This window comes from Natrinema gelatinilyticum, assembly GCF_024266705.1.
Classification (GTDB): Archaea; Halobacteriota; Halobacteria; order Halobacteriales; family Natrialbaceae; genus Natrinema; species Natrinema gelatinilyticum.
In genome coordinates, this window is sequence record NZ_CP100757.1 from 1,426,508 (window position 1) to 1,451,874 (window position 25,367).

Here is a 25,367-nt window from a genome sequence, read left to right on the forward strand (position 1 = left end):
CGTGCCTTCGGCCCGCGGCAAGTGAAACTTTGGGAGCAGCCGTGTAACCGGTCGAATACGGCGATCATGAGGACTTGGACGCCGTATCGCGCCTTCCGGAGTGCCCGGTCGGTTTCCAGTGGCGCGGTCGCGGTGGCGCGGTCACGATATATCATACGTAGGAAGGTAAATAACTAAGACGGTCGAATAACATACGTGAACGTATGGCAACTGAAGAAGATGGCTGTCCACACGGCGACGTGGGCGAGTCACCGGTAACGACCGGCGAGGAGCCGAATTCACCTCGTGTCGAGCAATTGCTCGAAACCCACCGAGGGGCGCTCGAGAATGGAAGGCTGCCGATGACGGTGTACAATAACGAGGAGATCTTCGAGACGGAACTGCGTCGGATCTTCGGCCGGGCCTGGGTGTTCGTCGGCCACGAGACGGAGATCCCGGAACCGGGCGACTACGCCAAACGCTACATCGGCAAGGATCCGTTCATCTTCGTCCGCGGCGAGGACGACGAGATCCGCGTCCTGTTCGACACCTGCACGCATCACGGCAGTCAACTCTGCAAGGCGGAGCAGGGCAACAGCTCCCACTTCCGGTGTCCGTACCACGGCTGGACGTTCAAGAACACGGGCGATCTCGCAGGCATCCCCCTTCGCAACCAGGCGTTCGAAGGACTCGATCCCGACGAGTGGGGACTTCACGAAGCACCGCGCGTCGAGAACTACAAGGGCCTCGTCTTCGCCTCGATTGCATCGGAAGGCCGGTCGCTCGAGGAATACCTTGGTGATTTCAAGTGGTATCTGGACGTCCACCTCGACATCGCGAAAGGCGGGATGGAGGTCATCGGCGAACCACACCGTTGGCGAGCAGACAGCGACTGGAAGTCTGGCGCCGACAACTTCTCGGCCGACAGCTACCACACCGGCGTCGCTCACCGCTCCGTGTTCGAGGTCGGGTTCGGTGACGAGGATATCTCAGGCACCGCCGGCCAGGAGACCCAGCGCCACGTCACCCACGCCGACTCCGGTTCGACCAGCCTCCGATTGCTTGAACCTGACGAGGATATCTTCTTTGGATATCCGGACGAGTACGTCACCGACGAGAAGTTGAGCGACCGCCAGTACGAACTCGCAGCTGCCTGTGGAGCCGCGACCGGCACGATCTTCCCGAACCTGTCGTTCATCCACCTCGCCGCGACGAATGATCCGGACAAGCCTCTCGACGGCTTCTTCAGTCTCCGCCAGTGGCAGCCGGTCGGCCCCGGCGAGATGGAAGCCTGGAGCTGGGTCCTCGTCCCTGCCGAAGCGTCAGAGGAGTACAAAAAGCGGGCCTACGACGTCGCCCTCGGTACGTTCAGCCCGTCGGGCAACTTCGAACAGGACGACTTCGCCGTTTGGGACGGTATCGCGGAGGCTGCCGGAACGGTGTTCGCCGAGAAACAGGATGTCCAGATGAACTACCAGATGGGAATGCCGGGCATCGGCCAGGCCGAGATCGACGAAGACTGGGACGGCCCCGGCACCGCCTGGGACGACAACCTCGAGGAGGGGACCTGTCGAACGTTCCACGGCAACTGGCAGAAGGCGATGAATGGCGAGGAGATCGGCATGCAGTACCCGGAGGATCACATCTGAACCATGAACGAAAACGTGACACAGCAGGCCGATTACGAGCGACATTACGAGTGCGTACAGTTTTACAACCGCGAGGCCGAACTGCTCGACGCCAAGAAACTCGAGGCGTGGCTGGAGTTGTTGACCGAGGACGTTCGCTACGACATGCCGATCAGAGTGACCCGCGATCGTAGCACCGATCGGTCGGAGTTCAGCGATCATGGATTCAACTACCGCGAGGACCGATCGACGCTCGAAGCCCGAGTCGACCGGTTCCAGTCGGAGTTCGCCTGGTCGGAGGATCCGCCGTCTCGGACCCGTCACTTCGTCACGAACGTCAGGGTTACGGACGTGGACGGCGACGAACTAACCGTGAAGAACAACCTGCTGTTGTACCAGGCACAAGGTGAGGAGGCGGATGGAACGATCCTCTCGGCCGAACGACACGACGTGTTGCGCCGCGTCGACGGAACGTTGAAGTTGGCCGAGCGAGACATTCACCTCGATCACACCGTGCTTCCGATCAAGAACATCTCGGTGTTCTTCTAATCATGCCACAGATACAGCCAAGCGGTAAACCACTCCGAGTGGTAGCCGACGGCAACCGCCAGGTGACGATCCAGAAAGTGCACACCCCGCGCGGCGAACGGCTCCAGTTCGACGCGTCAGCAACCGACGAGTCGATCCGCCTTGATGCAGTCGCGCTCGAGAGTGTCACGTGGCAGGAGTCCTCGGAGATGGCTGACCGCGCTGCGACCGTCGAGAGAACAACGACGACGGTGGAACGCGCTCCGAGCGAAGTCGACGAACTGATGATCGCGAACGAGTACGGACAGGTCCAACTCGAACGCGTCGATGACGACGCGGTCCATCTCCGGGCACCGAAGCTCGGCCACGAGATCACGCTCGACGTCGACGAACTGGAGTGGCTCACAGTCCAAGACCACGAGACGTTTACGACATTTCTCGAGCAGCCGTTCGGACCGGAGGACCACGACCATCACTAGCACACGTTCGCCCCGGTCAATAGCGGTTGCGAGTGGCCCTCGTTCCGGCTCAGTGATGAACCAATGCGATCGCCGTTCGAACGCGATCGTGTGAGAACCCAAGGAAACACGAACGAAACTCAACAATCATGTCAGGAGTAAAAAAGATAGAGCACGCGGTGCTGGAAGTGACAGATATCGAAGAAGCTGTGGAATTTCACACCGATGTCGTCGGGCTCGTCGAACTCGATCGGCAGGACGACGTGGTGTACCTCGGCTGTGGCCTCGACGAGAACTACGACCTCGGACTGATCGAGGGTGAAACCGGCGTCGAGCACTTCGCACTCCGGGTTACGGAGACGGAACTCGAAGAGTACGCCACTCGACTCGAGGACGCAGGCGTCGACACGGAACGGCGCAGCGACGAACCGGGACAGCGCGATGGCATCAGGTTTGCTCTGCCTAGCGGGACCGATATGGAACTCGTGACGGTCGCGGATTCGGCGTATCACCATCCAGTGAAACCGGCGGCCGACCGCACCGCCGCCACCCCCAGGGATCTCGATCACATCAACCTGATGTCACACAACGTCGACGAGGACATGGCGTTCCTCGAGGAGCACCTCGACTTCGCCGTCTCGGACAAGATCGTCGGCGAGACCGGGTTCACCGTTCAGGCGTGGTTGCGCCACGGTCGGTTCCACCACGACGTCGGTCTCTCGAACGCGAACGACGTGGTCTACTCGCTCCATCACCTCGCGTTCCAGATGGACTCGCTCGATCACATGAAGTCCTTCTGCGATCGGCTGGCAAGCAAGGGCTACCGACTCGAACTCGGACCGAGCCGCCACAACGCCGGGTCGAACCTCTTCGCGTACTTCTGGGCGCCCGGCGGTAACCGGATCGAGCTGACGGCCGAGATGGCGACCGTCGATCCGGACGCGGAAACCGGCGTCCGCGAGATCGATAAGGAATCGAACACGGTTTCCACCTGGGGCGGCGTCGTTCCTACGAAGGAGTTCCTCGAAGAGGGGTCGTAGATGGGCTGGCTCGAAGGTAAAACCGCGCTCGTCACTGGCGGCGGCGCCGGTATCGGCCGTGCAGTAGTCGACCGGTACGTCGAGGAAGGTGCACAGGTCGGCGTTCTCGAACTCGTCGAGGAGCGCGTTGACGAACTGAACGACGAGTTCGAGGACGTGCATGCGATTCAGGGCGACGTGAGCGAGTGGGCAGACAACGAACGCGCTGTCGCGGAGACGGTCGAAGAGTTCGGCCAACTGGATGTGTTCGTCGGCAACGCCGGAATCTTCGACGACGCCATCCACATGTCCGACCTCACTCCCGATGAGATAGAGGCCGGCTTCGACGAACTGTTCCGCGTGAACGTCCTCGGGTATATGCTCGGCGCGAAAGCCGCCCTGCCCGAACTGCTGGAGACGGAGGGCAGTATGGTCTTTACCGCCTCCTACTCCAGTTTCTACCCGGCGACCGGCGGGTTCCTCTACACGTCCTCGAAGCACGCCGTGGCAGGAATCATCCGCCAACTGGCGTACGAACTCGCGCCCAAAATCCGCGTCAACGGCGTCGGCGTCGGGTACAGCCCGACGAACCTCTCTGGCATCGACGCACTCGGTCAGGAGTCAAGTTCCGCAGTCCCCGAAGAAATCGACAAGCGCTACCCACTCACCATCTCGATGCCCGAGGAGTACGCGGGCTACTACGTCCTGCTCGCTGACGAGCGGAACTCGCGGGCCTCGACCGGCACCATCATCGAGGCCGACAGCGGCCTATCGATCCGCGGTGCCGACGAGCCAGCAGGCGGAACCGACCTCTAAACCTCTGAACGTGTATTAGTCCGTCGCCTCGGCGACGGCGTTTTCGGCGGCGACCCGGCCCAGAACGAGTGCGTTCGCCAGGCCACCCATGTAGTGACGGTTGTTCACGTTCCCGACGTCCACACCGGCAGCGTACAGTCCAGGGATCACCACTTGCTCGAGCGGTTCGTCGTGGTTGTCGTATCCGAACACCGTGGATGGACTTCGACGCTCGTGTATTACGCGCGCGTTCTCGTCGACCGCGATGCCACCCATCGTGAACGTGATGCCGGGCTGGACAGGGACAGCGTAGAACGGCGGCGTGTCAACAGTGCGCTGGTGGTCGGTCCGCGGCGGATCGAGCCGGTCGGCACGCCCGTCACGGACGGCCTCGTTGAACCGTTTTAGCGTCTCGACGGCGGTCGTTCCGTCGACGCTGGCCTCGTATAGCTCCTCCTCAAATTCCGTGAGGGATTCCGCACGAATTACGTTCGCACCCGCCTCGGCTGACCGCTCGACGATCGTTCCGATGTGTCCCATGCTGAACACCTCGTCGTCGTAGAGGTCGGCGTCGAATACGTAGTACGCTCGGCCGTCGGCTTCGCGCGCCGTATCCTGTGCCAACGTGTGCTCGAGGTCCGATTCGGATTCGTCGGTGAACCGCTCGCCGTGTTCGTCGAGCGCCACGGTGAACGGGCCGTAGTACTGTGTCAACTCCAAAAACTCGTCCGGCGTCACCTCGGCCGGGGGCGCGGCGAGGTTGTGGCCATAAAACGTATGCATCCCGCCAGTCGTCCTCGCACCGACATCGCGAGCGACCAAGAGACCGTCGCCGGTACTCCAAGGGTTCGCACGGAGCCAGAGATCGTCAATTGCCAGCGTAACGTACTCCTGGAGTAGGCGCTCGTTCCCTTGGAAACCGCCGGTTGCGAGGATCACGGCGTCAGCGTCGATCTCGAGGCGACCGGTCTCGTTCCAGGCGACGACACCTGAGACGGCCCCGTCGTCTGTCCGGAGTTCGGTCATCGGCGTATCGACGAAAATCTCGTTGCCGCCCTCTTCGATCTGCTCCCGCGCCAACCGCGTGAACTCCTCGGGCTCGATCTTACCGCAGTTCGCGCCCGGTGTCGGTGCCGTAACGGTGTCCCCAGTCGGTAGTTCGACCGGCGGTTCGCGGACGGTTACTCCAAGTGACTCGAGCCAGTCGTACGCCGGGTCGAGTCCGTCGACGATCACGCGCTGGAGGGTCGGATCGCCGCCGGGGACGTTCTCCCTCGCTTCCGCGAGGGTTTCGTAGGACCAGACGAGCCCGGCAGAGAGATACATCGATCCACCTGGTCGGGACCCTTTTTCGAGGACAATCACGTCTGCACCGAGTTCAGTGGCATACACGCCTGCTACGAGCCCTGCCATACCAGCGCCGACGATAGCGACGTCTGTCGTAGCGGTGTTAGCTGTCATCGATCACGAGTTCGGATGGGCAGGATATAACGTTTTTCGGCCGGTTGATTAAGGCAACATCAGATATGATATTCTAGTATTGTATGTACCGAGTTCTCATACCCGTCGACCCGGATACCGACCGCGCGATTGCAGCTGCAGAAGCAGTCACATCGTTACCTTACGCCGATACCAACGTCGAAGTGATCATGTTGAGCGTCTTCACCAAACGGGAAATACAGGACCTCGACGGTGGGCGCGTCGAATCCGAGGACCTGTTCGAACGTACCGACCCGCCGACGAGTCTCACGGCAACTGCCGAGTTACTCGAGAAACGAGGGGTCGACGTCTCGGTGCGTCGGGAGCATGGCGACCCAGCACAGACTATCGTAGAGATCGCCGCTGACGCGGACGTCGACAACATCGTCATGGGCGGGCGAAAACGAAGCCCCGTCGGGAAAGTGGTGTTCGGAAGCGTCACACAGAACGTCGTGCTCAACAGTTCCCAACCGGTGACCATCGTCGAGTCGAAGTGATGTTGTACATCGACCGGCGCCCGTAATCGGCCGGGGAGGGACACGGCAGCCTCATACGGTCTGCTGCACCGATGTATCGGTGCAGCCGCAAGGCGGTCACGATTGCACCAGAACTGACGTACAGCAGTCCGTAGCACGACATGCTCGACTTCGATCATATCTTAAATTCTATAATAGTGCTACATACTATTCTAAACGCCGTTTACATAAATTACCAAATGTGAGTGGATTGACGACAATAGGAGGGTTTAAGATATAGGGTGAGTGACTGGTTGACAATATGTCGCGGATAACCAGACGCGGATATATAACGAGTGGTAGCGTAATCGGGGTCGGTACGATTGCCGGATGTCTCGGAGGTGGAGACACGGTCAACCTGCAGGTCCACACGGCCGCGGAAGGGGCGTCACATTACAACATGTCCGCCCCGTGGGTGAAACTACTCCAGGAACACTCCGAGGATCCGAAGCTCTCGGCGACAGTGAGTTCGTCGGACGGGTCGGTCGCGAACATGCGGATGCTCGGAAACGGCGATACTGACATCGGGACGAGCGTCGATCAGGTGGCTCACCTCGCGTACAATGGTCTCGGGCCGTTCGAGGGCGAGGAGGTCGAGATGCGGTGTATCATGCGTGGGGAGGTCGTCGCACAGTACTACGTGGTCCGGGCAGACTCCGACATCGAATCGATACAGGACCTAGATGGGAAATCGGTATCTCCCGGCCCCGAAGGCGGTGGGACAACTGGCCAGCACCAAGAGCTGATGGATACGTACGGTCTCGAAACCGACAACACGTACCTTACCTACGGTGAAGGTGGGCGTGCGCTTCGAGACGGAGACGTCGACGCGTGGTTCATTTTCCACGGCGCGGACGTGATGAACGCGTTCGCGACCGACGGTGACAAGCTCCGGCTGCTCGAGTTCAGCGACGAGGAGTTCGACCAACTCCAGGAGGTATTCCCGTGGACCACGGAAGCGAAGGTCACACCCGAGATGCTCGAGAACTACGACAACACCATCCGTGCGATGGGCACTAACGGATTCTGGATGACGGCACCGGAAAAGGACAACGACGTGATCTATGAACTGTGCCGGACAGTCACACAAAACCCGGAGCCGATTAGAGAGGCCAACGTTAACTCCGAGAACTTTGGGCTGGAGTTCGCACACTACGACTTCGGCATCCCGTACCACGATGGTGCAGTCGAATATTTCGAGGACGAAGGAGTACTCTAGCCAGTCATGAGTGATACGGCAGTCGACGCTGGGCAAGAAGACCTACTCCCGATCGACGACGACGTTACCCTGCCGGAAAAACTCCTGGCGCTAGTTATCGCCGGATTCACGGTGTACGTCGCGGTCACGCTCCGGTTCGATACGTACCAACGACTCGGGACGTTCCTGATGTTGACGCTCGTGTACCTGTTCCTCCGGTTTCCGATGCGAGAATCCATCGATCGGGAGTTGGGATCCAGGGGGAGGCGAATCTGTAATGGCTTCGATGCGGCGTTGATAGTGGCGACGGTCGTCTCCTACGGGTACCTGATCATCTTTTCGAGCCAGATCATCGAACGAGCCGGGAGCATTCAATCGATCGAGATGCCACTTGGTGTCATTGCAATGTTCGTGGTAATCGAGGGGACGCGCCGAACGATCGGCTGGACGATCCCCCTGTTCACTGTCGCTGCGTTGGCCTACGTCTATGTTGGTCCGATATTCCCAGGCGTGTTCGCACATCCGGGCTACTCAACCGAGCAGTTACTGATTCAGATGTACGTTACAACTCGCGGGCTCTTCTCGTTTCCCCTGTCAGTGATGTTTGACTACGTCTTCCTGTTCGTGCTCTTCGGAGCATTATTGGAGGTTTCCGGTGGCGGAAAAATGTTTCTCGACCTCGCGAAACTCCTGTTTGGGAAGGTGACGGGGGGACCGGCGAAACTCACCGTCTTCGCGAGTGGATCGATGGGAATGATTTCGGGAAGTGCTGTCGCGAATGCCCTCACGACTGGCGCATTCACCATTCCGACGATGAAAGACCAGGGGTATGACCGGAACTTCGCGGCCGGGGTGGAAAGTGCAGCGAGCACGGGAGGACAGCTCCTGCCGCCGGTGATGGGTGCAGCGATTTTCATCATGATGGATATCACCGGGATCGAGTACGTGACGATTATCACCCGGGCGTTGATCCCGGGTCTGTTGTTGTTCTTCTGTGTGTACATGGTCGTGCACTTTCAGAGCCTCAAATCCGGACTGACCGGGTTGCCTGACGAGGTCATCCCAGGCAGGGAAACCGTGATCAGACGGCTCTACTACCTGATTCCAGTCGGCGTCCTGGTCTACTTGCTGTACGACGGGTTGAGCGTCCGTCGGTCCATCATCTACGCGACGGCCATCATGCTCGTCGTAACGACGATATTTAGCGAGTCGCGACTGTACGATCCCCGCCGGGAGAGCCACAAGTTGACCTCGAACCCATTCGTCAACGGCATCGAACTGACGGCCAAACGAGCGGCACCAATCGTCGTCGCAGCGACGTGCATCGGGATCGTTCTCGGCGTCATCGGCATGACCGGCGTTGCGCTTGCGATTTCGGCGCTGGTCATGGACCTGGCAGGAACACATCTGTTACTCGCCCTGATAGTCACGATGGTGTTGAGTATCCTGTTCGGGATGGCAGTCGACACGGTTACCGTCTACATTCTCCTCGCGATCCTCGTCGCCCCTGGGCTGGAGAATATCGGGGTCAACCAGTTGACGGCACATCTGTTCATCTTCTACTTCGGACTCATGGCGATGGTCACGCCGCCAGTCTGTATCGCAGCATACGCCGCATCGACGATCGCGGAGAGCGATCCGATCAAAAGCGGGTTCTGGGCGTGGAAACTATCGCTCGCAGCGTTCCTGCTCCCGTTCGCGTTCGTGTTCGATCCGGGCCTGTTACTCATCGGCTCGACTGGAACGATCGCCGTTTCGGTCGTCACTGCCGTCGTTGCGTTCAGTGCCCTCGCGGCCGCGATCACGGGCTTCGTATATACCGACCTCTCAAGGGTCGAACGCGGGATGTTGACCGGGGCGGCGATACTCCTGGTCCACCCCGAGCTGCTGTGGAACGGCCTCGGCATGTGTCTCCTGGTGCTCGGTAGCTTCCGCCAGCTCCGCCAGATGATAGCCGAACAACGGCTCTCACCGCCCGCTGTGGAAACCGAATAGCATCGACCGTTCTCCGTTCACATTTTCGCCGGACGACATCGTCTCCCTCTGAGCAATGCCAGCACGCAGATCCTGGTCCGGATTATCACGATCGAGAGTAGTTCTCTGTTTCGAGAGTACTTCGTTCGTATCCAGAACCCAGTCACAGTCGTGTCCCGTCTAGAGCGATCGTCCCGAGTGGATTGCGACTTGGTTAGCCCCATCCTCGCCCTCGTCTTCGGAATCCAGTCTACAGTTGCTACTAATACCAGCCAGATCAGCGGTTCAACGGCCGAACGTCGACTGATACCGTCCGAACAGTACCGACTATTGCTTTCCCAAAACGAATTCTAGATTTGGCCTATATACAAAATGACTGCTTTTCATACTCTGTTATTAGATTGACTAATAACGGACTAAGTCCGTTATTTTCTGTTCTGAAAGTCGAGCGAGATAGCGCTCGAAGAAGCGATCTACCCGGCGATCTTCGGCGATACTGACCCTGAATTTTATTAGGGTGGAATACATCGGGGTGAGATATGTCCTTGCGTGACACACAGAGCGGGGGATGTGATCAGTCCTCAGAATCGATAAACAGACGCCGTCTGCTTCAGGTAGCAGGCGGCGCTGGCGCGATTGGGTTCGCTGGGTGTATCTCTGAAAGCGGCGAGAGCGGGGAATACGGGTTCGATACTGCTACATTTGGGATCCTCTCGCCCATTAGCGGTGCATTCAGCCCACAGGGCACCCCCCAACGCCAGGGTGCCGAGACAGCAGTCAAACACGTTAACGAGTCCGACGAGTTCGACTTCGAAATTGATGCCGTATATGAAGATACTGAAACGGACCCATCAACCGGGCGACGGCGGGCCCAGCGCGTTGTTGAAAACAACGGCGCGAACTTCATCGCCGGTGCCGTCAACTCGTCCGTCGGGCTCGCTATTTCCGAATATGCGGCCAGTCAGGGCGTCATCTACACGTCAGGCGGTGCCTCGATGGACCTCACTGAAAAGGACTGTAACGAGTACACGTTCCGAAACGAGACGAACACCGCACAGCAGGCGAGTGGCATCTCGGAGTGGATCATCGGGGAAGGGTACGAACGCGTCTGGATACACACGGCGGACTACGCCTACGGAAACTCGGCGATCGAGGAAATCGAGCGCAGCCTCGAGGGTGAAGACGTCGAGATCGTCGGTCAGACGACACCCGCACTCGATACGGACGACTTCGGTCCGTATATCAGCCAGATTTCTGATTCGGACGCGGAGGTACTGGCAATCCCGCTGACGGGTGGTGACCTGATCGACTTTCTGACCCAGGCCGACAGCGCAGGACTCAAAGACGGCATCAAGATCATCGGGACAGCGAACTTCGCTCGAGTCGTCCGTGGTGCGGTCGGTCCGGCTGCCGCCGGGACCTACAGTGCAGCGCTATACGACGCGGGGCTCGAGACGGGCAATAACCAGGAGTTCGTCGAACGCTACGAGAACATGCACGGCGAACTCCCCGATTCCTTCTCACGCGTCGGATACGAGGCGGTTCGGATGACCGCCCACGGCATCCAGGAGGCAGAAACGACCAACCCCGACAAAGTCAAGGACGCGCTTGCTGGGCTGGAGATCGAAACGGTCCTCGGGACGACCAGCTTCCGTGAGTGTGATCACCAGTCGAAGAATCCGGTCTGGCCCTCCGAAATCGTCCTGCCGGACGGCGACGCTAAAATGACGGAACTCAACACCCTCAGTGAAATCGCTCCAGAAAATACGACTCCCGAGTGTTCAGGTAACTGTGAGATGTGAGCGACATCGACCATGAAAATCGTCCGAGTACAATGAATTCACTGAGCATATCAATTCACACATGATCGGAGGAGGATAACACGATGGTATCAACTGCATTGCTCTTCGAACTGGTATTAAACGGCCTCGTCATTGGGATGATATACGTCTTGGCGGCTGCCGGACTATCCATCATCTTCGGCGTAATGGACATTCTCAATATCAGCCACGGGGAATTGTTCGCGTTCGGCGCCTATCTGGCGTTTTCGATCATCGTCGCGCTCGGGACCGGACTCGGATTCTGGATCGCGCTGATCGTCGCTCCGTTAGGTATCGCCATTCTCGGGGTAGCCATAGAGCGATACACGCTTCGTCCACTCTACGGACGGGGCCATCTCGATCAGGCGTTAGTTACATTCGGCGTTCTGCTCATCCTCTACGACGCTCGGCGGCTCATCTGGGGCACCGATAGCAAGTTCGTCTCGCCGCCATCGGTTCTCTCTGGAGCAGTCGAGATTATGGGCTTCAGCTATTCGCTTTACAACTACTTCGTGATTGTCTTCGGCACGGTACTGGTCGTCGCAACGTGGATACTGCTGAATTACACGAAATTCGGGCTCGTTATCCGAGCAGGATCGCAAGACCGCAAGATGGTCGGCGATCTCGGTATCGACATCAACCGGTACTACACGCTGTTGTTCGGCTTCGGGATGGCCCTAGCCGGTGTCGGCGGCGTCATCCTCGGTGCTTACCAAAGCGTGGACATTGGCATGGGTCACTCCGTCCTGATCCCGGCATTCGTGATCGTCGTCATCGGCGGTCTCGGCAGCTTCAAGGGCGCTGTGATCGGCGGAGTAGCCGTGGGAATCCTCCAGAGCGCAGCAGCGACGTATGTTCCGTCCCTTTCTGGTGTCGAGATTTTCCTGATCATGATTCTCGTCTTGCTGGTCAGACCACAGGGGCTATTCGGGAACCCACACTGGGAGGTTCCGAGCGGGGATACCGACTTCCTAGCAGGAATGCGTGGTGGCATACTTACCCCACAGACGCGGAAGTATCTCGGCATCGCGGCCATCGCGATCGTCGCATTAGTTCCACTCGGTTCGGGAATCTTGTATTCGGAGTATTACGTCTCGCTAACGCAGGAGCTCCTGATCTGGGCTCTGCTCGCGTTGAGTCTCGACCTCGTGATGGGATACACTGGACTCATCTCGCTCGGGCACGCGATGTTCTACGGGCTCGGGGCCTATACGACGATGTTGGTGTTCATCCACGTCACGCCATCGATATTCGTGGGGCTCGTCGTCGCTATCGCCATCTGTACGCTCGTGGCAGCTATCGTTGGCCACCTCTCGATCCGAGTGACTGGACCGTACTTCATCCTGATCACGCTCGGGTTCGCCGAACTGTTCTACGAAGGCGTCTACAAGTTCGACTTTACCGGCGGAAGCAACGGGTTGTTCGGTTCCCAGAGGGAGTTCAGTATTGCAGGGATCGGGTTTGATCCAAACGATATCGTCGTCGGATTTGATCCGCTCCTCCTATCCGGCAACGATCTCTACTTCTACTTTGTCCTGGCGCTCGTCGTCTTCTCGTACCTCCTCGCGCGGACGTTGATGCGCTCTCCGTTCGGGAGCGTTCTTCGGTCCGTCAAAGAGAGCGAGAAACGGACCGAGTTCATGGGATACAACGTTCGTGGTTACAAACTGCGAGCGTTCACGATCAGTGGAGCACTCGCCGGTCTGGCAGGTTCGCTTTACGCGATCGTACAAGGGTACGCTTCTCCGGCACTGTTTCACTGGCTGGTCTCGGGTGAATTGATCCTGATGGTCGTACTCGGCGGCGCCGGTACCCTCTACGGACCGATGCTCGGAGCTGGCGTGTTCGTCGGATTCTCTGACTGGCTCTCGGCGTACTTCAATGCGTGGCGAATGATTATCGGCGCGCTGTTCATCCTGTTCGTCATCTTCGTTCCGAGTGGCCTCGTGTCGCTTCCAGCGACCCTCAAAGCCTACTGGGAGAACATCCAGTCCGAGCATCAAGGGTCTGATGACGGATCCGCTCGTACCAGTCTCACAACCGAAGGTGAAGACTAATGGCAACGACAAGTCACTCCAGCAATGAACGGACTGCATCGAACGAGGACGGGACGGGGAAATCAACGATACTCCAGACCGAAAACCTCGCGAAGCTATACGGCGAATTCATCGCCGTCGATCACGTTGACTTCACCGTGAACGAGGGCGACTTCCACAGCGTTATCGGCCCCAATGGAGCCGGGAAAACGACGCTTCTCGATCTGATCACCGGCGGCCGGACGCCGACATTAGGATCGATATACTTCAACGGCGAGGACATAACCGATCTCCCGTCGGACGAACTCGTCCACAAGGGGATCGCACGGTCGTTCCAGATCACTAGCCTGCTAGACGGACTCACAGTATACGAAAATGTCCGCCTAGCTGTGCAAGCGAGCGGCTACAGAGATCTTTCGAAGGCCGAAACGCTCGTCTATCCGACGGACTCCCACGACTCGTTCGAGCAGACGGCACGAACCATCCTCCAGCGGATTGACCTCGAGGAAGAAGCCGACCTCCTCGCGCAAAACCTGTCGTACGGCGACCGACGGAAGCTCGAGATCGGGATCGTTCTCGCGACCGATCCAGAACTCGTGTTGCTGGACGAACCGACTGCCGGGATGAGCATCGACAAGAAACAGAAAACGATCGATCTGATTAACGACGTGCTGGCCGACGCGACAGTCATCCTCGTCGAACACGATGTCGAACTCGTGATGCAACTTTCGGACAACATTACGGTCCTCCATCAGGGATCGATCCTCGCCGAAGGACCGCCGGAGGAAATCGAGGACAATCAGCACGTTCAGGACGCGTATCTCGGAGGGTACAACGATGAGTGAGCGTACTGCCGACGGTGATACGGGTGAGACGCTACTCTCGATCCAAAACCTCGTCGCCGGATACGGGCTCGGTAACGTCCTTCGGGACATCGATCTCGAGATTAACCGTGGCGAAGTTGTCTCGTTGGTGGGACGGAACGGCGCGGGAAAAACGACAACGATCGAGAGCGTCCTCGGGAACGTACCAGAGGTCAGCGGTGAGATCAGTTACAAGGGAACGGACGTTACCTCCCTCACGAACGACGAAACGATCAGTCAGGGAATTGCGTACGTCCCAGAAGAACGCCGCGTTTTCCCGGGCCTGACCGTGCGAGAAAACCTGGAGGTTGCACAGGTCGGCGGCGACGACGCAAACACGCGAGACATCGACGAGGTCATCGACATGTTCGACAACCTCCAGAAGAACGAGCACAGTCTCGGTTCCGAGATGAGCGGCGGCGAACAGCAGATGCTCTCAATCGCGCGAGCACTCATCAGCGGTGCCGATCTCCTGATGCTCGATGAGCCAACGGAAGGTCTGGCACCGTTCATCGTCCGTGCCGTCGAGGACACGATCAAACGGCTGAACGACGAGGGGATCACAGTTCTGCTCGTCGAACAGAACGTCCAGGTCGCCCTCGAGGTCGCCGATACACACTATGTGATCAATCAGGGTGAGATCGTCTACGAAGGAACCTCTGACGAGCTAAACGAAAATCAGGAGGTCATGGATCAATACCTCGGAGTCACGTCGTAGTTCGCCGTGGCCACCTCCGCTCGTACCCTGCTGCAATCACCTGAATATCAGAATCCCTTCGAGCCGAGTCGACGAGGCGGTCGAGTTCTATCGGGACGGGTTGGGATTCGAGCCAGAGAACCTCGACGCGTACCGGGACGGCGACCGAACCATCTTCTCGTTTCGTCTCAGAGACCGCTGTCTCGACCACGTACGCCCCGTCGAGTCGTTCACCCCGCCGGACGGTATCGACCCTTCGCGATCGTCGTCGACGAACTCACCGGCGCGATCGAGGCCATTGATGTACTCTGAGAGTACGACCTGTCACCATCCTCGATCAACACTGACGGCAGACGGCGAATCATGCGCCGTTTGTGTGATGAGGCGGGTATCGAACTCGACGATAAATACGAATATCTCGTCCCGCACGGCGGCCGCCGCGGTGCCGGCGAGGTGATGGTTCGACAGCGCGGTTTCATCGCAGTGGCTCGACTCCTCGATAACAGCGAAGCCGTCGTCCAGCAGTCTTACTCACACATCGAAGCGAAGGAGATGACTCAGGACGCTGGCGACGCATTCGCCGAGCACGATTCGCGAGTCCGTGAGAGGGTGGTACGGCACCATGTAGTCACTTGACTAATGTAACTACTGGTGGCACTCACGGAGCTCATCAGTAGTATTCATTTACTACATTCATTCTTGGATCGAGTTCGTGAATTGTATACCATACCCCGAATAAATTTCCGTGGCTGAACCGTTCGTCGAGTCCAGTAGTAGAGATCGCTATTACTATCTGTTCTCTCCGTTCATAGACAACGCTCTCGAAAACTATCCATGACAGAAATTGCTGAACATTCTTTATGAATGATGTCTCAACTCGTCGAGATTCCTCACAAGCATTTGCCAGCCAATCTGTGTATCGTGCGGTTGTTTCATCGAACAGTATATGTCTAGAATTGTACTGGTTTCACAATCGATTAGCAACGAAGTTTTCACCGCTTCAAACGTGGAATCCGTCCACCTGGCGTAATGCTGGCTAGCTTGGACGCGATCGACACCCGTTGCATCAATCGCTTGAACGACACTGAGATTATACAGTTCAACGGAATAATCGAGGATCGCTCGCCACCATTTCATCGGTATGTCTTGTTTTCTCGTACAAACCGCAGAGAAGTGCATCAACACCTCAGCCGTCAATCTGACCGATTTCGTTACTCACGGCATCTCTTTGAGCACATCTAGCAGCTTCCGGTGGAGAAGTCTGAGATACTCTTTCAGCGCTTGAATGGCGAGAATCACCCAGTCAGCATAGCCGTTCTTTCCCGGTCGATGGGCCGGTTTAGGATCGCCAACGACGGCTTTTTAAGCGAGCGACAGCTTGTGTGAAACAGGCGATCTTGATTTGCATACCCAATTCGTCACGCTTCACTTCATAGTGTATTTGATATTTTCCCGGAACTACTAGCAAGTCGATATTAGCTTCACAGGCATCACGCTTCTTGAAACTAATAATTTAAACAAGACTCATTGGTTCAATATGCTATCATCTGCTTTTCCGGCTTCAGATCCGCACAGACGTCATCAATCCCGAGTTCAGACGCAATCGTCTGCGCTGTTTCCTCATTATCACCAGTAAGCATAAGGACGACAGGAGTGTTCCGAGCTACGACAGCGTCTCCGGTGAGGAGTGCGAGCGGTCGAAAACGTATCTCGCGCAGCGCTGGGAGAAGCCGAAATCGGAGCTTATGGACGAGGATTGGGAACGCGCGAACAACTGGAAGATCCCGACGCTCTTGTGGACGAGTCTCGACGCCACATTATGCCCAATTGAGGTTGAGCGAGCGCGAACGCCGTAGGTCGATATTGAGAACGGTCTGTTACGGATGCTCCGTGAAGGCTCCGCAAAGAACAGGGAGAACTGGGTCGTCGGGCTCGAGAACCAGACTGCGGAGAGGCTGACCGGTAGCTCGGTCAGCGTCGGTCGCTCGAGGGCTCTGAGCGGATTGTGGCGGAAAACGCCATCGACGCGTCGGAATGACGCACCGGTCGCCCGAGGCGGTACTAGAGGTCACTCCAGTAGCAGTCGCCGTGGATCGCGCAGGTAGTCCATCACGTCGCCGACGAACCGCGCAGCCGTCCCCCCGTCGACGACCCGGTGGTCAAACGATAGCGAGAGCGGCAACACCGGTCTGGCGACGACCTCGCCGTCGACGACCCACGGCCGGGAACGGATTGCCCCGAATCCGAGGACAGCAGCCTCCGGATAGTTGATGATCGGCGTCGCGTACTCACCGCCGAGACTCCCGCCGTTGGAAACGGTGAAGGTACTTCCCTGCATCTCCCCGGCCGTAAGCGAACGGTCTTGTGCACGTTCGACCAGCCGAGCGAGGTCGTTGGCGAGGGTGGCGATGGACTTCTCGTCAACGTTTTCGACCACCGGGACCATCAGCCCGTGTTCGGTGTCGACGGCGACGCCGACATGGTAGTGGTCGTAGCAGATGATCTCCTCGGCCTCTTCGTCAAGCCGGCTATTCAACAACGGGTACTCCCGCAAGCCGGCGACGACGGCTTTCAGGAAGAAGGGGGTGAAGGTGAGTCGCATTCCCTTCGCCTCGGCGACATCGCCGAGTTCGTCTCGCACTGCGACCAGTTCTGAGACGTCGACTGACTCGTGATGAGTGGCGTGGGGCGCCGTGAACCTGGCGCGTTTCATCTGTTCGCCGATCGTCCGCCGTATCCCGCGGTAGGGGACGCGCTCGCCGGCGGTCGTCTCCTCAGTGGCGGCCTCAGCCGTCTGTCCGTTGGCCGCGGTCGTCGCCGGATGCTCCGTCGTAGCGTCGGCGAACGTCCTGACGTCGGCGTCGGTGACGAGCGGTTCCCCGTCGTACGTCTCCGAGGTGGGCACCTCGTTGATGTCGACACCTAGTTCGTGCGCAAGGGCACGAGTGCCGGGCAGCGCCAATGTCTCGTCGCGGTCAGCCGAAGTGACTGCCGTCGTCTCGAGTTGCTCCTGTGCGGCGCGCACGCGGGCGTCCGTCCCGTCAACTGCGACCGCGGTGATTTCCGATCCGGAAGCGTCGCCATGGTCTGCGCTGGTCCAAGCAGTGGCCGTCGCACCGTCCGACGACGGTTCCGCCTCCGTCGTTCCCGCGACACGACGAACGTCGTGCTCCGTCACGCGTCGGCCGGGCCCCGAGCTGTCGACGGCGGTGATATCGACATCGAGTTCGCGCGCGAGCCGCCGAACTGAGGGCGCCGCGAACACGCGATTCGCCGAATTACCGCCATCGATATCGCCATCGACGGAACCTGTGGTGTCGTCGGTCTCCGTCGCGTCGGGACTTGCGGTGCCATCGTCTATTTCGGGCTCGGCGCCCGATTCAGGTTGTTCGCCTAATTTCTCTTCGCCATCGCTGCCGACCTCGAAGACGACGAGGACATCGCCGACGGGGACGATGTCGCCTGCCTCGGCACGACGGTCGACGACTGTTCCGTCGACCGGAGCCGGGACGTCGACGACGGCTTTGTCCGTCTCAACCTCGGCAATGATCTGGGACTCCGTGACGGAATCGCCGAGCTCGACGTGCCATTCGAGGAGTTGACCCTCGGCGACGCCCTCGCCGACGTCCGGGAGTTCGAACTGAATGCGTGTCACAGTACGACCTCCACTCGATTGATATAACGGTACCTCTCGAACGCACCGACCAGCGGAAAGATCTCGGTCATCGATGGATCACTCTTCACGTGAGGTTTGCGGCGGAGACGTCGGTAACGTTCTCGACGGCGTGCAGTTCGCGCTCGAGTTCGGAGGAGATTGGCGAGTCGACGGCGATGACCATGATCGTCTCGCCCCCGACGACGTTTCGGGAGTTGTACATCCCGGCGATGTTGATGTCGTGGTTGGCCAGCCGGTTCCCGATATCGCCGATGACTCCCGGTTCGTCACGTCCGTAGAAGACGATGACGTTGTCCGGAGCCCGAACTTTGACCTTGTACCCGTCGATGCGGACGATGTACGGTTCATCGTTCTGCGTGACGGTACCCGCGATACGCATCGAACCGTCGTCCGTCTCCACCGTCAGTGACACCATCGACCTGAAGTTCGACGACTGGTTCGTGGTACTTTCGGTCACTGTGATATCACGGTCTTCTAGCACTCGAGAGATGGAGACGCGATTGACTCGTTCTTCCAGCACGGGGTCGAGTAGCCCAACGCAAGCGGTCGCCGTCAGCGGTTCGGTATCGCTGTCGGCGATGTCTCCCTGGTACTCGACGTCGACGGCTGTTACAGCGCCGTCGGCGAGTTCACCGGTCAACCGTCCGAGCGTCCGGGCGAGTTCGACCGGTGTTTGTCCGATCGAGTCGGTATGCGGTGCGTTCAGCGCGCTCTCGGGGACGTCGCCGTCGAGGGCTGTCAGGACGTTGTCGGCGATCGTCGTGGCGACGCGACTCATCGCGTTGTCGGTCTTGGCCGCGATATGCGGCGTCACGATCACGTCGTCGGATTCGAGAAGCGGATTGTCGGGTGCTGGCGGTTCGTTCTCGAACACGTCGACAGCCGCACCGGCGATTTCACCCTCCTCGACTGCCGTCGCCAGTGCAGCTTCGTCGACAACGCCCCCGCGTGCCGGATGAACGAGATAGGCGTCCGAGTCCAGCCGCTCGAACTCGTCCGCGCCGAGGAGGTGGTAGGTTTCGTCGGTCAGTGGGACGTGAACGGAAATAACGTTTGCACGTTCGAGCAGGTCGTCGAAGTCGACCAGCGTCGCACCGAACGCCGACGCCGTCTCCTCTCCGACGTACGGATCGTGGGTGATCACCTCCATCCCGAGATCCTCGGCCCGGCTGGCGACTTCTCGACCGATACGACCGAATCCGAGGACACCTAGCGTTCGTCCCGACAGTTCGGTTCCGATGAACGACGACTTCTCCCAGTCGCCGGCCGAAAGTGCTTCATTCGCCGTCGGGATATCGCGTGCGAGCGAGAGGAGGAGTGCGAGCGTGTGCTCGGCGACTGCGGTGGTGTTCCCGGTGGGTGCGTTGGTGACGAGTACGCCCTGCCGGGTCACTGCGTCGATATCGATGTTGTCCACGCCGACGCCAGCACGTCCGATAACCGACAGGCGGTCGCTGGCCTCGATGACGTCCGCGGAGAGGGTCGTTCCGGATCGAACGACGAGAGCGTCGTACTCGGAGACCGTCTCGCGGAGGGCGTCGTTCGAGAGGTCGGTGTGAACGTCGACGTCGCAGCCGGCCGTCTCGAGCCGCCGTAAGCCGGCCTGGTCGATAGGGTCGGTCACCAGGACGCGCGGCGCCTCGTTCCTGGCGTTCGACTCCGACGCTGTAGTGTGAGGTCCTGTCGAACTCATCGTATGCTCACGCGTCGCTCAAGTACTCGTTGGCTATCTTGTCAACGTCCTTGTCTCCACGGCCGCTGAGATTGACGACTATCACGTCGTCGCGGTGTCGGTCGGCGGCGAGTTTCTTCGCCATGGCCACCGCGTGGCTCGACTCCAGAGCGGGGACGATACCCTCGAGTCGGCAGAGATCCTGGAACGCTTCGAGGGCCTCGTCGTCAGCGATACCCTCGTAGGTACACCGCCCGATCTCTTTGAACATCGCGTGTTCGGGACCGACTGCGGGATAGTCCAGTCCGGCGGCGATAGAGTGTACGCTGACGTCGTCGTCGATTTTCTGGGTCCGCATCCCATGAAACACGGCGTCGTCACCGGTTGCCAGCGTCGCGGAGTGTCGGTCGGAGTCGGTCCCTTTGCCGCCCCCTTCGGCGCCGTAGAATTCGATGTCGTCGTCGCGGAAGGCGTGAAACAGGCCCATCGCGTTCGAACCGCCACCGACGCACGCGACTGCTGCGTCCGGCAGGCGCCCTTCCTGGTCCTTGATCTGTTCGCGCGCCTCGTCACCGATTACTGACTGGAAGTTACGAACCATCTCGGGGAACGGCGACGGACCGACAACAGACCCGATGAGGTAGTGTGTGTTGTCGACGTTCTCGATGAAGTCTTCCAGCGCGGCGTCGACGGCATCCGCGAGACCGGCACCACCGCGGGTTACGGCCTCCACGTCGGCCCCCATCAACTCCATTCGGAAGACGTTCATCTGCTGGCGCTCGATATCTTTCTTACCCTGGTAGATCACGGTGTCGAGTCCAGTGAGGGCGCCGACGATCGAGGTCGCAGTGCCGTGCTGACCGGCGCCTGTTTCGGCGATCAGACGCTCTTTGCCGGCGTGTTTCGCCATCAGTGCCTGTCCGAGCGCGTTGTTCAGCTTGTGTGCTCCGCCATGGACAAGGTCCTCGCGCTTGAGATAGATCTTTACGCCGTATTCCTCCGAGAGGTTCTCCGCGTGGAACAACGGTGTCGGACGCCCAGCGAAGTTCCGTCGTAGTTCGTCGAGTTCTGCCTGGAACTGCTCGTCCTCTTTGACCTGCTCGTAGGCCTCGGACAACTGTTCGAGGACCTCCTCAAGTTCCTCCGGGACGTAGCGACCACCGTACTGTTCGAACTCGTGCTGCTGGCTTTGATCCGCCATGCCACTATCTGTGATACCCTACATAATAAATATAATTGATATGATCGTTTTTCACCACCTTCCCACACATATGGTACACAATCACAAACAATACATATATTCCCCCAGTTCTGGGGGTCTTTGTATGAATCAGGCCGTTCTCAGATAATCGTGCTCAATTAGTTATTTCGGACTGAGAGTTATGGTTGTCTCACGAAGACAAGTATGGGAACAACCAAGCAAGAACTACCGGCACAACTTCAGATACTGGACGATGACGGCGGGTTGCGTGACGACGCCGAAGAGCTAGCACTGTCCGACGATGCCATCGTCGATATGTACACCGACATGCTCCTCGCACGACGATTCGACAGACGCGTCGTCTCACTGAATCGGCAGGGACGGATCGGCTCTTTCCCGCCGATGTACGGGCACGAGGCCGCACAGATCGCAAGCGCCCACGCGCTCGCCGACGAAGACTGGGTCATCCCCAGTTACCGCGACCACGGGGCACTGATGGCTCAGGGGTTCCCGTTGCGAAATATCCTTCTGTACTACATGGGATACGAGGCCGGGAACGCTGTTCCGGACGACGTTAATGCGCTACCGATCAACGGTTCGGTCGGTTCGCAACTCCTGCACGCGACGGGCATGGCCTGGGCCGACGTCTTGCGGGACGACGTCGATTCAGTGTACTGCTGTTACTTCGGCGACGGTGCGACGAGTCAGGGATTCGCTCAGGAGGCCTGGAATTTCGCCGGCGTGTTCGATACGCCGAACGTGTTCTTCTGTCAGAACAACGGCTGGGCCATCTCGGTCCCTCGCGATCGGCAGACGGCAGCCGAAACCATCGCACAGAAGGCACACGCCTTCGGCTTCGACGGAGTTCAGGTCGACGGAATGGACCCGCTCGCAGTATACCGGATCACTCGCGAGGCTGTCCGGCGAGCAAAAGATCCGGATCCAGACCAGTCCCGTCCAATGCTTATCGAGGCCGTCCTCTATCGACTCGGTGCCCACAGCACGGCCGACGATCCGTCCAAGTACCGCCCCGAGGACGAGGTCGAAAAGTGGAGAGAGCGTGACCCGCTCGTCCGGTTCGAGCAATTCCTCCGGGACACCGGCCGCCTCGACGACGAGCGACAGGACGCGCTCGAAACCGAAGTCGATGCTCAAATCGACGAGGCGATCGACGCGGCCGAGTCGTTCGAGGCTGCCGATCCATCGCAAATGTTCGAGCACGTCTACGCGAATACGCCAGACCACCTGCAAGACCAGGCTGCTGTCCTCGAATCGCTCCGGGAACGACACGGCGACGACGCTCTCGTGGAGGACTAACCATGGCAAGTACCGACGAAACAGAGACCCTCAAGCTCGTCGAAGCGGTACGCGCTGGACTCGAATCCGAGATGGAGCGAGACGACGACGTCGTCCTCCTCGGCGAAGATATCGGGAAAAACGGTGGTGTATTCCGAGCCACCGACGGCCTATACGAGGAGTTCGGCGATGACCGAGTCATCGACACCCCGCTGAGTGAATGCGGCATCGTCGGGACGGCGATCGGTCTCTCCTTGAACAGCCTGCGGCCGGTACCCGAATTGCAATTCCTCGGCTTTGGCTACCCAGCGTTCGAACAGATCATCAACCACGCTGCACGGATGCGCTCACGGAGTCTCGGAAAGTGCAACTGTCCGCTGACGATCCGAACGCCCTACGGTGGCGGGATCAGGGCGCCGGAGCACCACTCCGAGTCGACGGAGGCGTTCTTCGCCCACTATCCCGGCATCAAGGTCGTCGTCCCGAGCACGCCCGCAAACACTAAGGGACTCCTCACGAGCGCTATCCGCGATCCCGATCCGGTGATGTTTCTCGAACCGGCGCGGATTTACCGATCACTGAGCGAGCCGGTGCCCACCGGCGAACACACCGTCCCGCTCGGTTCGGCGACGGTCCGGCGAGAAGGATCCGACGTCTCCCTGTTCACGTGGGGTGCGATGGTCCACGAGACGATGGATACCGCCGAGGCGCTGGCCGCCGAAGGGATCGAGTGCGAGGTCGTCGATTTCCAGACACTGAGCCCGCTCGACACCGACACCGCAGTCGGGTCCCTCGAGAAGACGGGGCGGGGAGTCGTCGTTCACGAAGCCCCGCGGATGGCGGGCCTCGGTGCAGAAATCGTCTCGACGCTGCAGGAAGATGCGCTGCTGAAACTCGAGGCACCGATTGAGCGTGTAACGGGTTTCGACGTCCCGTTCCCACTGTACCAGCACGAGGACTACTATCTGCCCGGAATCGAACGGATCGCGGATACCGTTCGCCGAGTCGTGGCCTTCCCGGAGGAAGGTCCCACAACGATCACCGCCGACTAGTGGATTCACAGGCTTGCACTGCTGGGTCGAAGCCGCTATGGGGTGTGATTCGACCCAGCAGTCGACGCTTGGGAGAGTACTATATGCACTACCGGAAGTCGGTCCTTCATATGAACTGCTGAATGTCAATTCCAGTGCAACCGCAACCGCCCTACGATTGCACCGGTAAACGGTACCGCAGACCGGAACAGATCGCTGATTCGTCCTCGTTCGCTATCGACTAGTGGTGAGCTCCGAGACACGCGTCGGGTCAAGGACACGGAAATCGTTTTCGCCCGATGATCTGACACCTGCACGAGGACCATTGGCGTCCGACAGCGGGGTAAGGTATTAGGCGATGTTGTGTGTACCAAGTCATGTCATAATCTAACATGGCACGCATAGATAAGTACATGGCAGTCGGACTGTCGCCGACGGTGTGGGGCGCGGAAAAGCGCAGTGACATCGAGAAGAACCTCGACCACATTCACGAGAACCTCTCGGCCGCAACGTGGCTGAGTAGCGTCGACTTGCCGGTCAAGCTGGCGGTCATCCCCGAAGGCGGCCTACAGGGGTTCACTGACGAGGTAACAGATATGGACCACGCGACGTATCGCGAGGAGATCGCGATCGATATTCCGGGCAAAGAGACCGAAACGCTCGGAGAGTACGCCAAGGAGTTCGGCATCTACATCGTCGCGTCGGCCAAGGAGAAGGCGCCGGACTACGACGAGAAGTTCTACAATACGGCGTTTGTCATCGACCCCGACGGCGAGATCGTTCTGAAACACCGAAAACTGACACCGCTCCTGCCGGTCGAGCGCTCCGTCTCTCCCCACGACGTGTGGGACGACTGGGTCGACAACTACGGTGACGATCTGGATGACATCTATCCCGTCGTCGACACCGATATCGGGCGGATCGGCGTCTCACTGGCGATCGAGGGCGCTTACCCGGAGTACTTCCGAGGACTCGCGATGAACGGTGCAGAGGTGGTCTGTCGGATCGCCTGTCCGGAACCGCTGGTGGCCAACGAAGGCTGGAAGATACAGAATCGAGCGCGAGCGCTGGACAACAGTTGCTACGTCGTCGCGCCGAACCTCGGGACGTACTACCTGACGCCGGATGCTGAAACGCCGGTCGACACGTTCGGCGGCGGATCGATGATCGTCAATCACAAGGGGAAGATGATCTCCGAGCACGACTATGGCGCCGGGAGCTCCTACTGTGCGGGTGTGATCGACGTCGAGGGGTTACGCGAGTTCCGTACGCAGTCGCCGCTGATGAACTGGATCAAGGATCTGCGGACCGAGATTATTCGCCCGATTTACGACCAGGAGATTTATCCGAAGAACCTCTGGCTCGATCGACAGCCCGTGAAACACGACGAGTACGCTGAGGAAGTCACGGAGGCACAGATCGAGAAGATGATCGACGAGGACGTCTTCGTACCGCCGTACTGGGAGCGCGAAGACGAGTCGTAGCGGGGGAGTAGAGACGAC

General features: G+C 59.1%; 19 protein-coding genes and 2 pseudogenes. 16 read left to right on the top strand and 5 right to left on the bottom strand.

The features are described from left to right. The first annotated feature begins 203 nt into the window (after window positions 1-203). The 5 genes from NJU76_RS24800 (at window position 204) to hcaB (ending at window position 4,428) form a co-directional block, all read left to right on the top strand. Window positions 204-1,628 carry an aromatic ring-hydroxylating oxygenase subunit alpha gene (locus NJU76_RS24800; protein WP_254533082.1) on the top strand — a complete coding sequence of 475 codons (1,425 nt, stop codon included), beginning with the start codon at window positions 204-206 and terminating at the stop codon, window positions 1,626-1,628. A 3-nt stretch (window positions 1,629-1,631) separates the two neighbouring features. Continuing rightward, window positions 1,632-2,156 (top strand): aromatic-ring-hydroxylating dioxygenase subunit beta, encoded by a 525-nt coding sequence (locus tag NJU76_RS24805; RefSeq protein ID WP_254533083.1) that lies wholly within the window; start codon window positions 1,632-1,634, stop codon window positions 2,154-2,156. 2 nt (window positions 2,157-2,158) lie between these two features. Then, window positions 2,159-2,614, top strand: a complete 456-nt coding sequence (locus tag NJU76_RS24810) for a hypothetical protein (protein ID WP_254533084.1) — start codon at window positions 2,159-2,161, stop codon at window positions 2,612-2,614. A 128-nt stretch (window positions 2,615-2,742) separates the two neighbouring features. After that, window positions 2,743-3,633, top strand: coding sequence for a VOC family protein (locus tag NJU76_RS24815; protein ID WP_254533085.1), 891 nt, complete (start codon window positions 2,743-2,745; stop codon window positions 3,631-3,633). Further along, window positions 3,634-4,428, top strand: a complete 795-nt coding sequence (hcaB, locus tag NJU76_RS24820) for a 3-(cis-5,6-dihydroxycyclohexa-1,3-dien-1-yl)propanoate dehydrogenase (protein WP_254533086.1) — start codon at window positions 3,634-3,636, stop codon at window positions 4,426-4,428. It abuts the gene before it with no gap. 15 nt (window positions 4,429-4,443) lie between these two features. Here hcaB and NJU76_RS24825 read toward each other — a convergent pair whose 3' ends face one another. Continuing rightward, on the bottom strand, window positions 4,444-5,868 hold the full coding sequence (locus NJU76_RS24825) for an FAD-dependent oxidoreductase (RefSeq protein ID WP_254533087.1): 1,425 nt from the start codon (window positions 5,866-5,868) through the stop codon (window positions 4,444-4,446). Window positions 5,869-5,951: 83 nt separating this feature from the next. Between NJU76_RS24825 and NJU76_RS24830 the strand changes: the two genes are divergently transcribed. The 8 genes and pseudogenes from NJU76_RS24830 to NJU76_RS24865 all read left to right on the top strand — a co-directional run. Further along, window positions 5,952-6,383: a universal stress protein gene (locus tag NJU76_RS24830; RefSeq protein WP_254533088.1), complete on the top strand. Its 432-nt coding sequence runs from the start codon at window positions 5,952-5,954 to the stop codon at window positions 6,381-6,383. A 280-nt stretch (window positions 6,384-6,663) separates the two neighbouring features. Continuing rightward, window positions 6,664-7,620: a TAXI family TRAP transporter solute-binding subunit gene (locus NJU76_RS24835; RefSeq protein WP_256566945.1), complete on the top strand. Its 957-nt coding sequence runs from the start codon at window positions 6,664-6,666 to the stop codon at window positions 7,618-7,620. Between the two features lie 6 nt (window positions 7,621-7,626). Beyond that, window positions 7,627-9,594, top strand: a complete 1,968-nt coding sequence (locus NJU76_RS24840; RefSeq protein ID WP_254533090.1) for a TRAP transporter permease — start codon at window positions 7,627-7,629, stop codon at window positions 9,592-9,594. A 518-nt stretch (window positions 9,595-10,112) separates the two neighbouring features. Further along, window positions 10,113-11,375: an ABC transporter substrate-binding protein gene (locus NJU76_RS24845; protein WP_254533091.1), complete on the top strand. Its 1,263-nt coding sequence runs from the start codon at window positions 10,113-10,115 to the stop codon at window positions 11,373-11,375. 83 nt (window positions 11,376-11,458) lie between these two features. Next, a complete protein-coding gene (locus NJU76_RS24850; RefSeq protein WP_254533092.1) occupies window positions 11,459-13,450 on the top strand; it encodes an ABC transporter permease in 1,992 nt (663 codons plus the stop codon). Beyond that, a complete protein-coding gene (locus NJU76_RS24855) occupies window positions 13,450-14,274 on the top strand; it encodes an ABC transporter ATP-binding protein (RefSeq protein ID WP_254533093.1) in 825 nt (274 codons plus the stop codon). Before NJU76_RS24850 ends, NJU76_RS24855 begins: the two co-directional genes overlap by 1 nt. Further along, a complete protein-coding gene (locus NJU76_RS24860; RefSeq protein WP_254533094.1) occupies window positions 14,267-15,010 on the top strand; it encodes an ABC transporter ATP-binding protein in 744 nt (247 codons plus the stop codon). The genes NJU76_RS24855 and NJU76_RS24860 overlap by 8 nt, the downstream gene beginning before the upstream one ends. A gap of 246 nt (window positions 15,011-15,256) precedes the next feature. Continuing rightward, window positions 15,257-15,625: pseudogene (locus NJU76_RS24865) on the top strand (integrase); the annotation flags it as partial. Window positions 15,626-15,862: 237 nt separating this feature from the next. Here NJU76_RS24865 and NJU76_RS27275 read toward each other — a convergent pair. From NJU76_RS27275 to trpB, 4 genes and pseudogenes are all read right to left on the bottom strand, one after another. Beyond that, window positions 15,863-16,351: pseudogene (locus NJU76_RS27275) on the bottom strand (transposase); the annotation flags it as partial. A gap of 706 nt (window positions 16,352-17,057) precedes the next feature. Next, entirely contained in the window at window positions 17,058-18,644 is a 1,587-nt protein-coding gene (locus NJU76_RS24870) for a dihydrolipoamide acetyltransferase family protein (RefSeq protein WP_254533095.1), read from the bottom strand. Between the two features lie 85 nt (window positions 18,645-18,729). After that, window positions 18,730-20,358 carry a phosphoglycerate dehydrogenase gene (gene serA, locus NJU76_RS24875; protein WP_254533096.1) on the bottom strand — a complete coding sequence of 543 codons (1,629 nt, stop codon included), beginning with the start codon at window positions 20,356-20,358 and terminating at the stop codon, window positions 18,730-18,732. Between the two features lie 7 nt (window positions 20,359-20,365). Next, entirely contained in the window at window positions 20,366-21,538 is a 1,173-nt protein-coding gene (gene trpB, locus NJU76_RS24880; RefSeq protein WP_254533097.1) for a tryptophan synthase subunit beta, read from the bottom strand. 204 nt (window positions 21,539-21,742) lie between these two features. Here trpB and pdhA point away from each other — a divergent pair, with 204 nt between their 5' ends. From pdhA to NJU76_RS24895, 3 genes are all read left to right on the top strand, one after another. After that, window positions 21,743-22,855, top strand: a complete 1,113-nt coding sequence (gene pdhA, locus NJU76_RS24885) for a pyruvate dehydrogenase (acetyl-transferring) E1 component subunit alpha (RefSeq protein ID WP_254533098.1) — start codon at window positions 21,743-21,745, stop codon at window positions 22,853-22,855. Window positions 22,856-22,857: 2 nt separating this feature from the next. Continuing rightward, complete coding sequence (locus NJU76_RS24890; protein WP_254533099.1) at window positions 22,858-23,886, top strand: alpha-ketoacid dehydrogenase subunit beta; 1,029 nt, start codon at window positions 22,858-22,860, stop codon at window positions 23,884-23,886. 371 nt (window positions 23,887-24,257) lie between these two features. After that, on the top strand, window positions 24,258-25,349 hold the full coding sequence (locus NJU76_RS24895) for a nitrilase-related carbon-nitrogen hydrolase (protein WP_254533100.1): 1,092 nt from the start codon (window positions 24,258-24,260) through the stop codon (window positions 25,347-25,349). Window positions 25,350-25,367 lie beyond the last annotated feature (18 nt).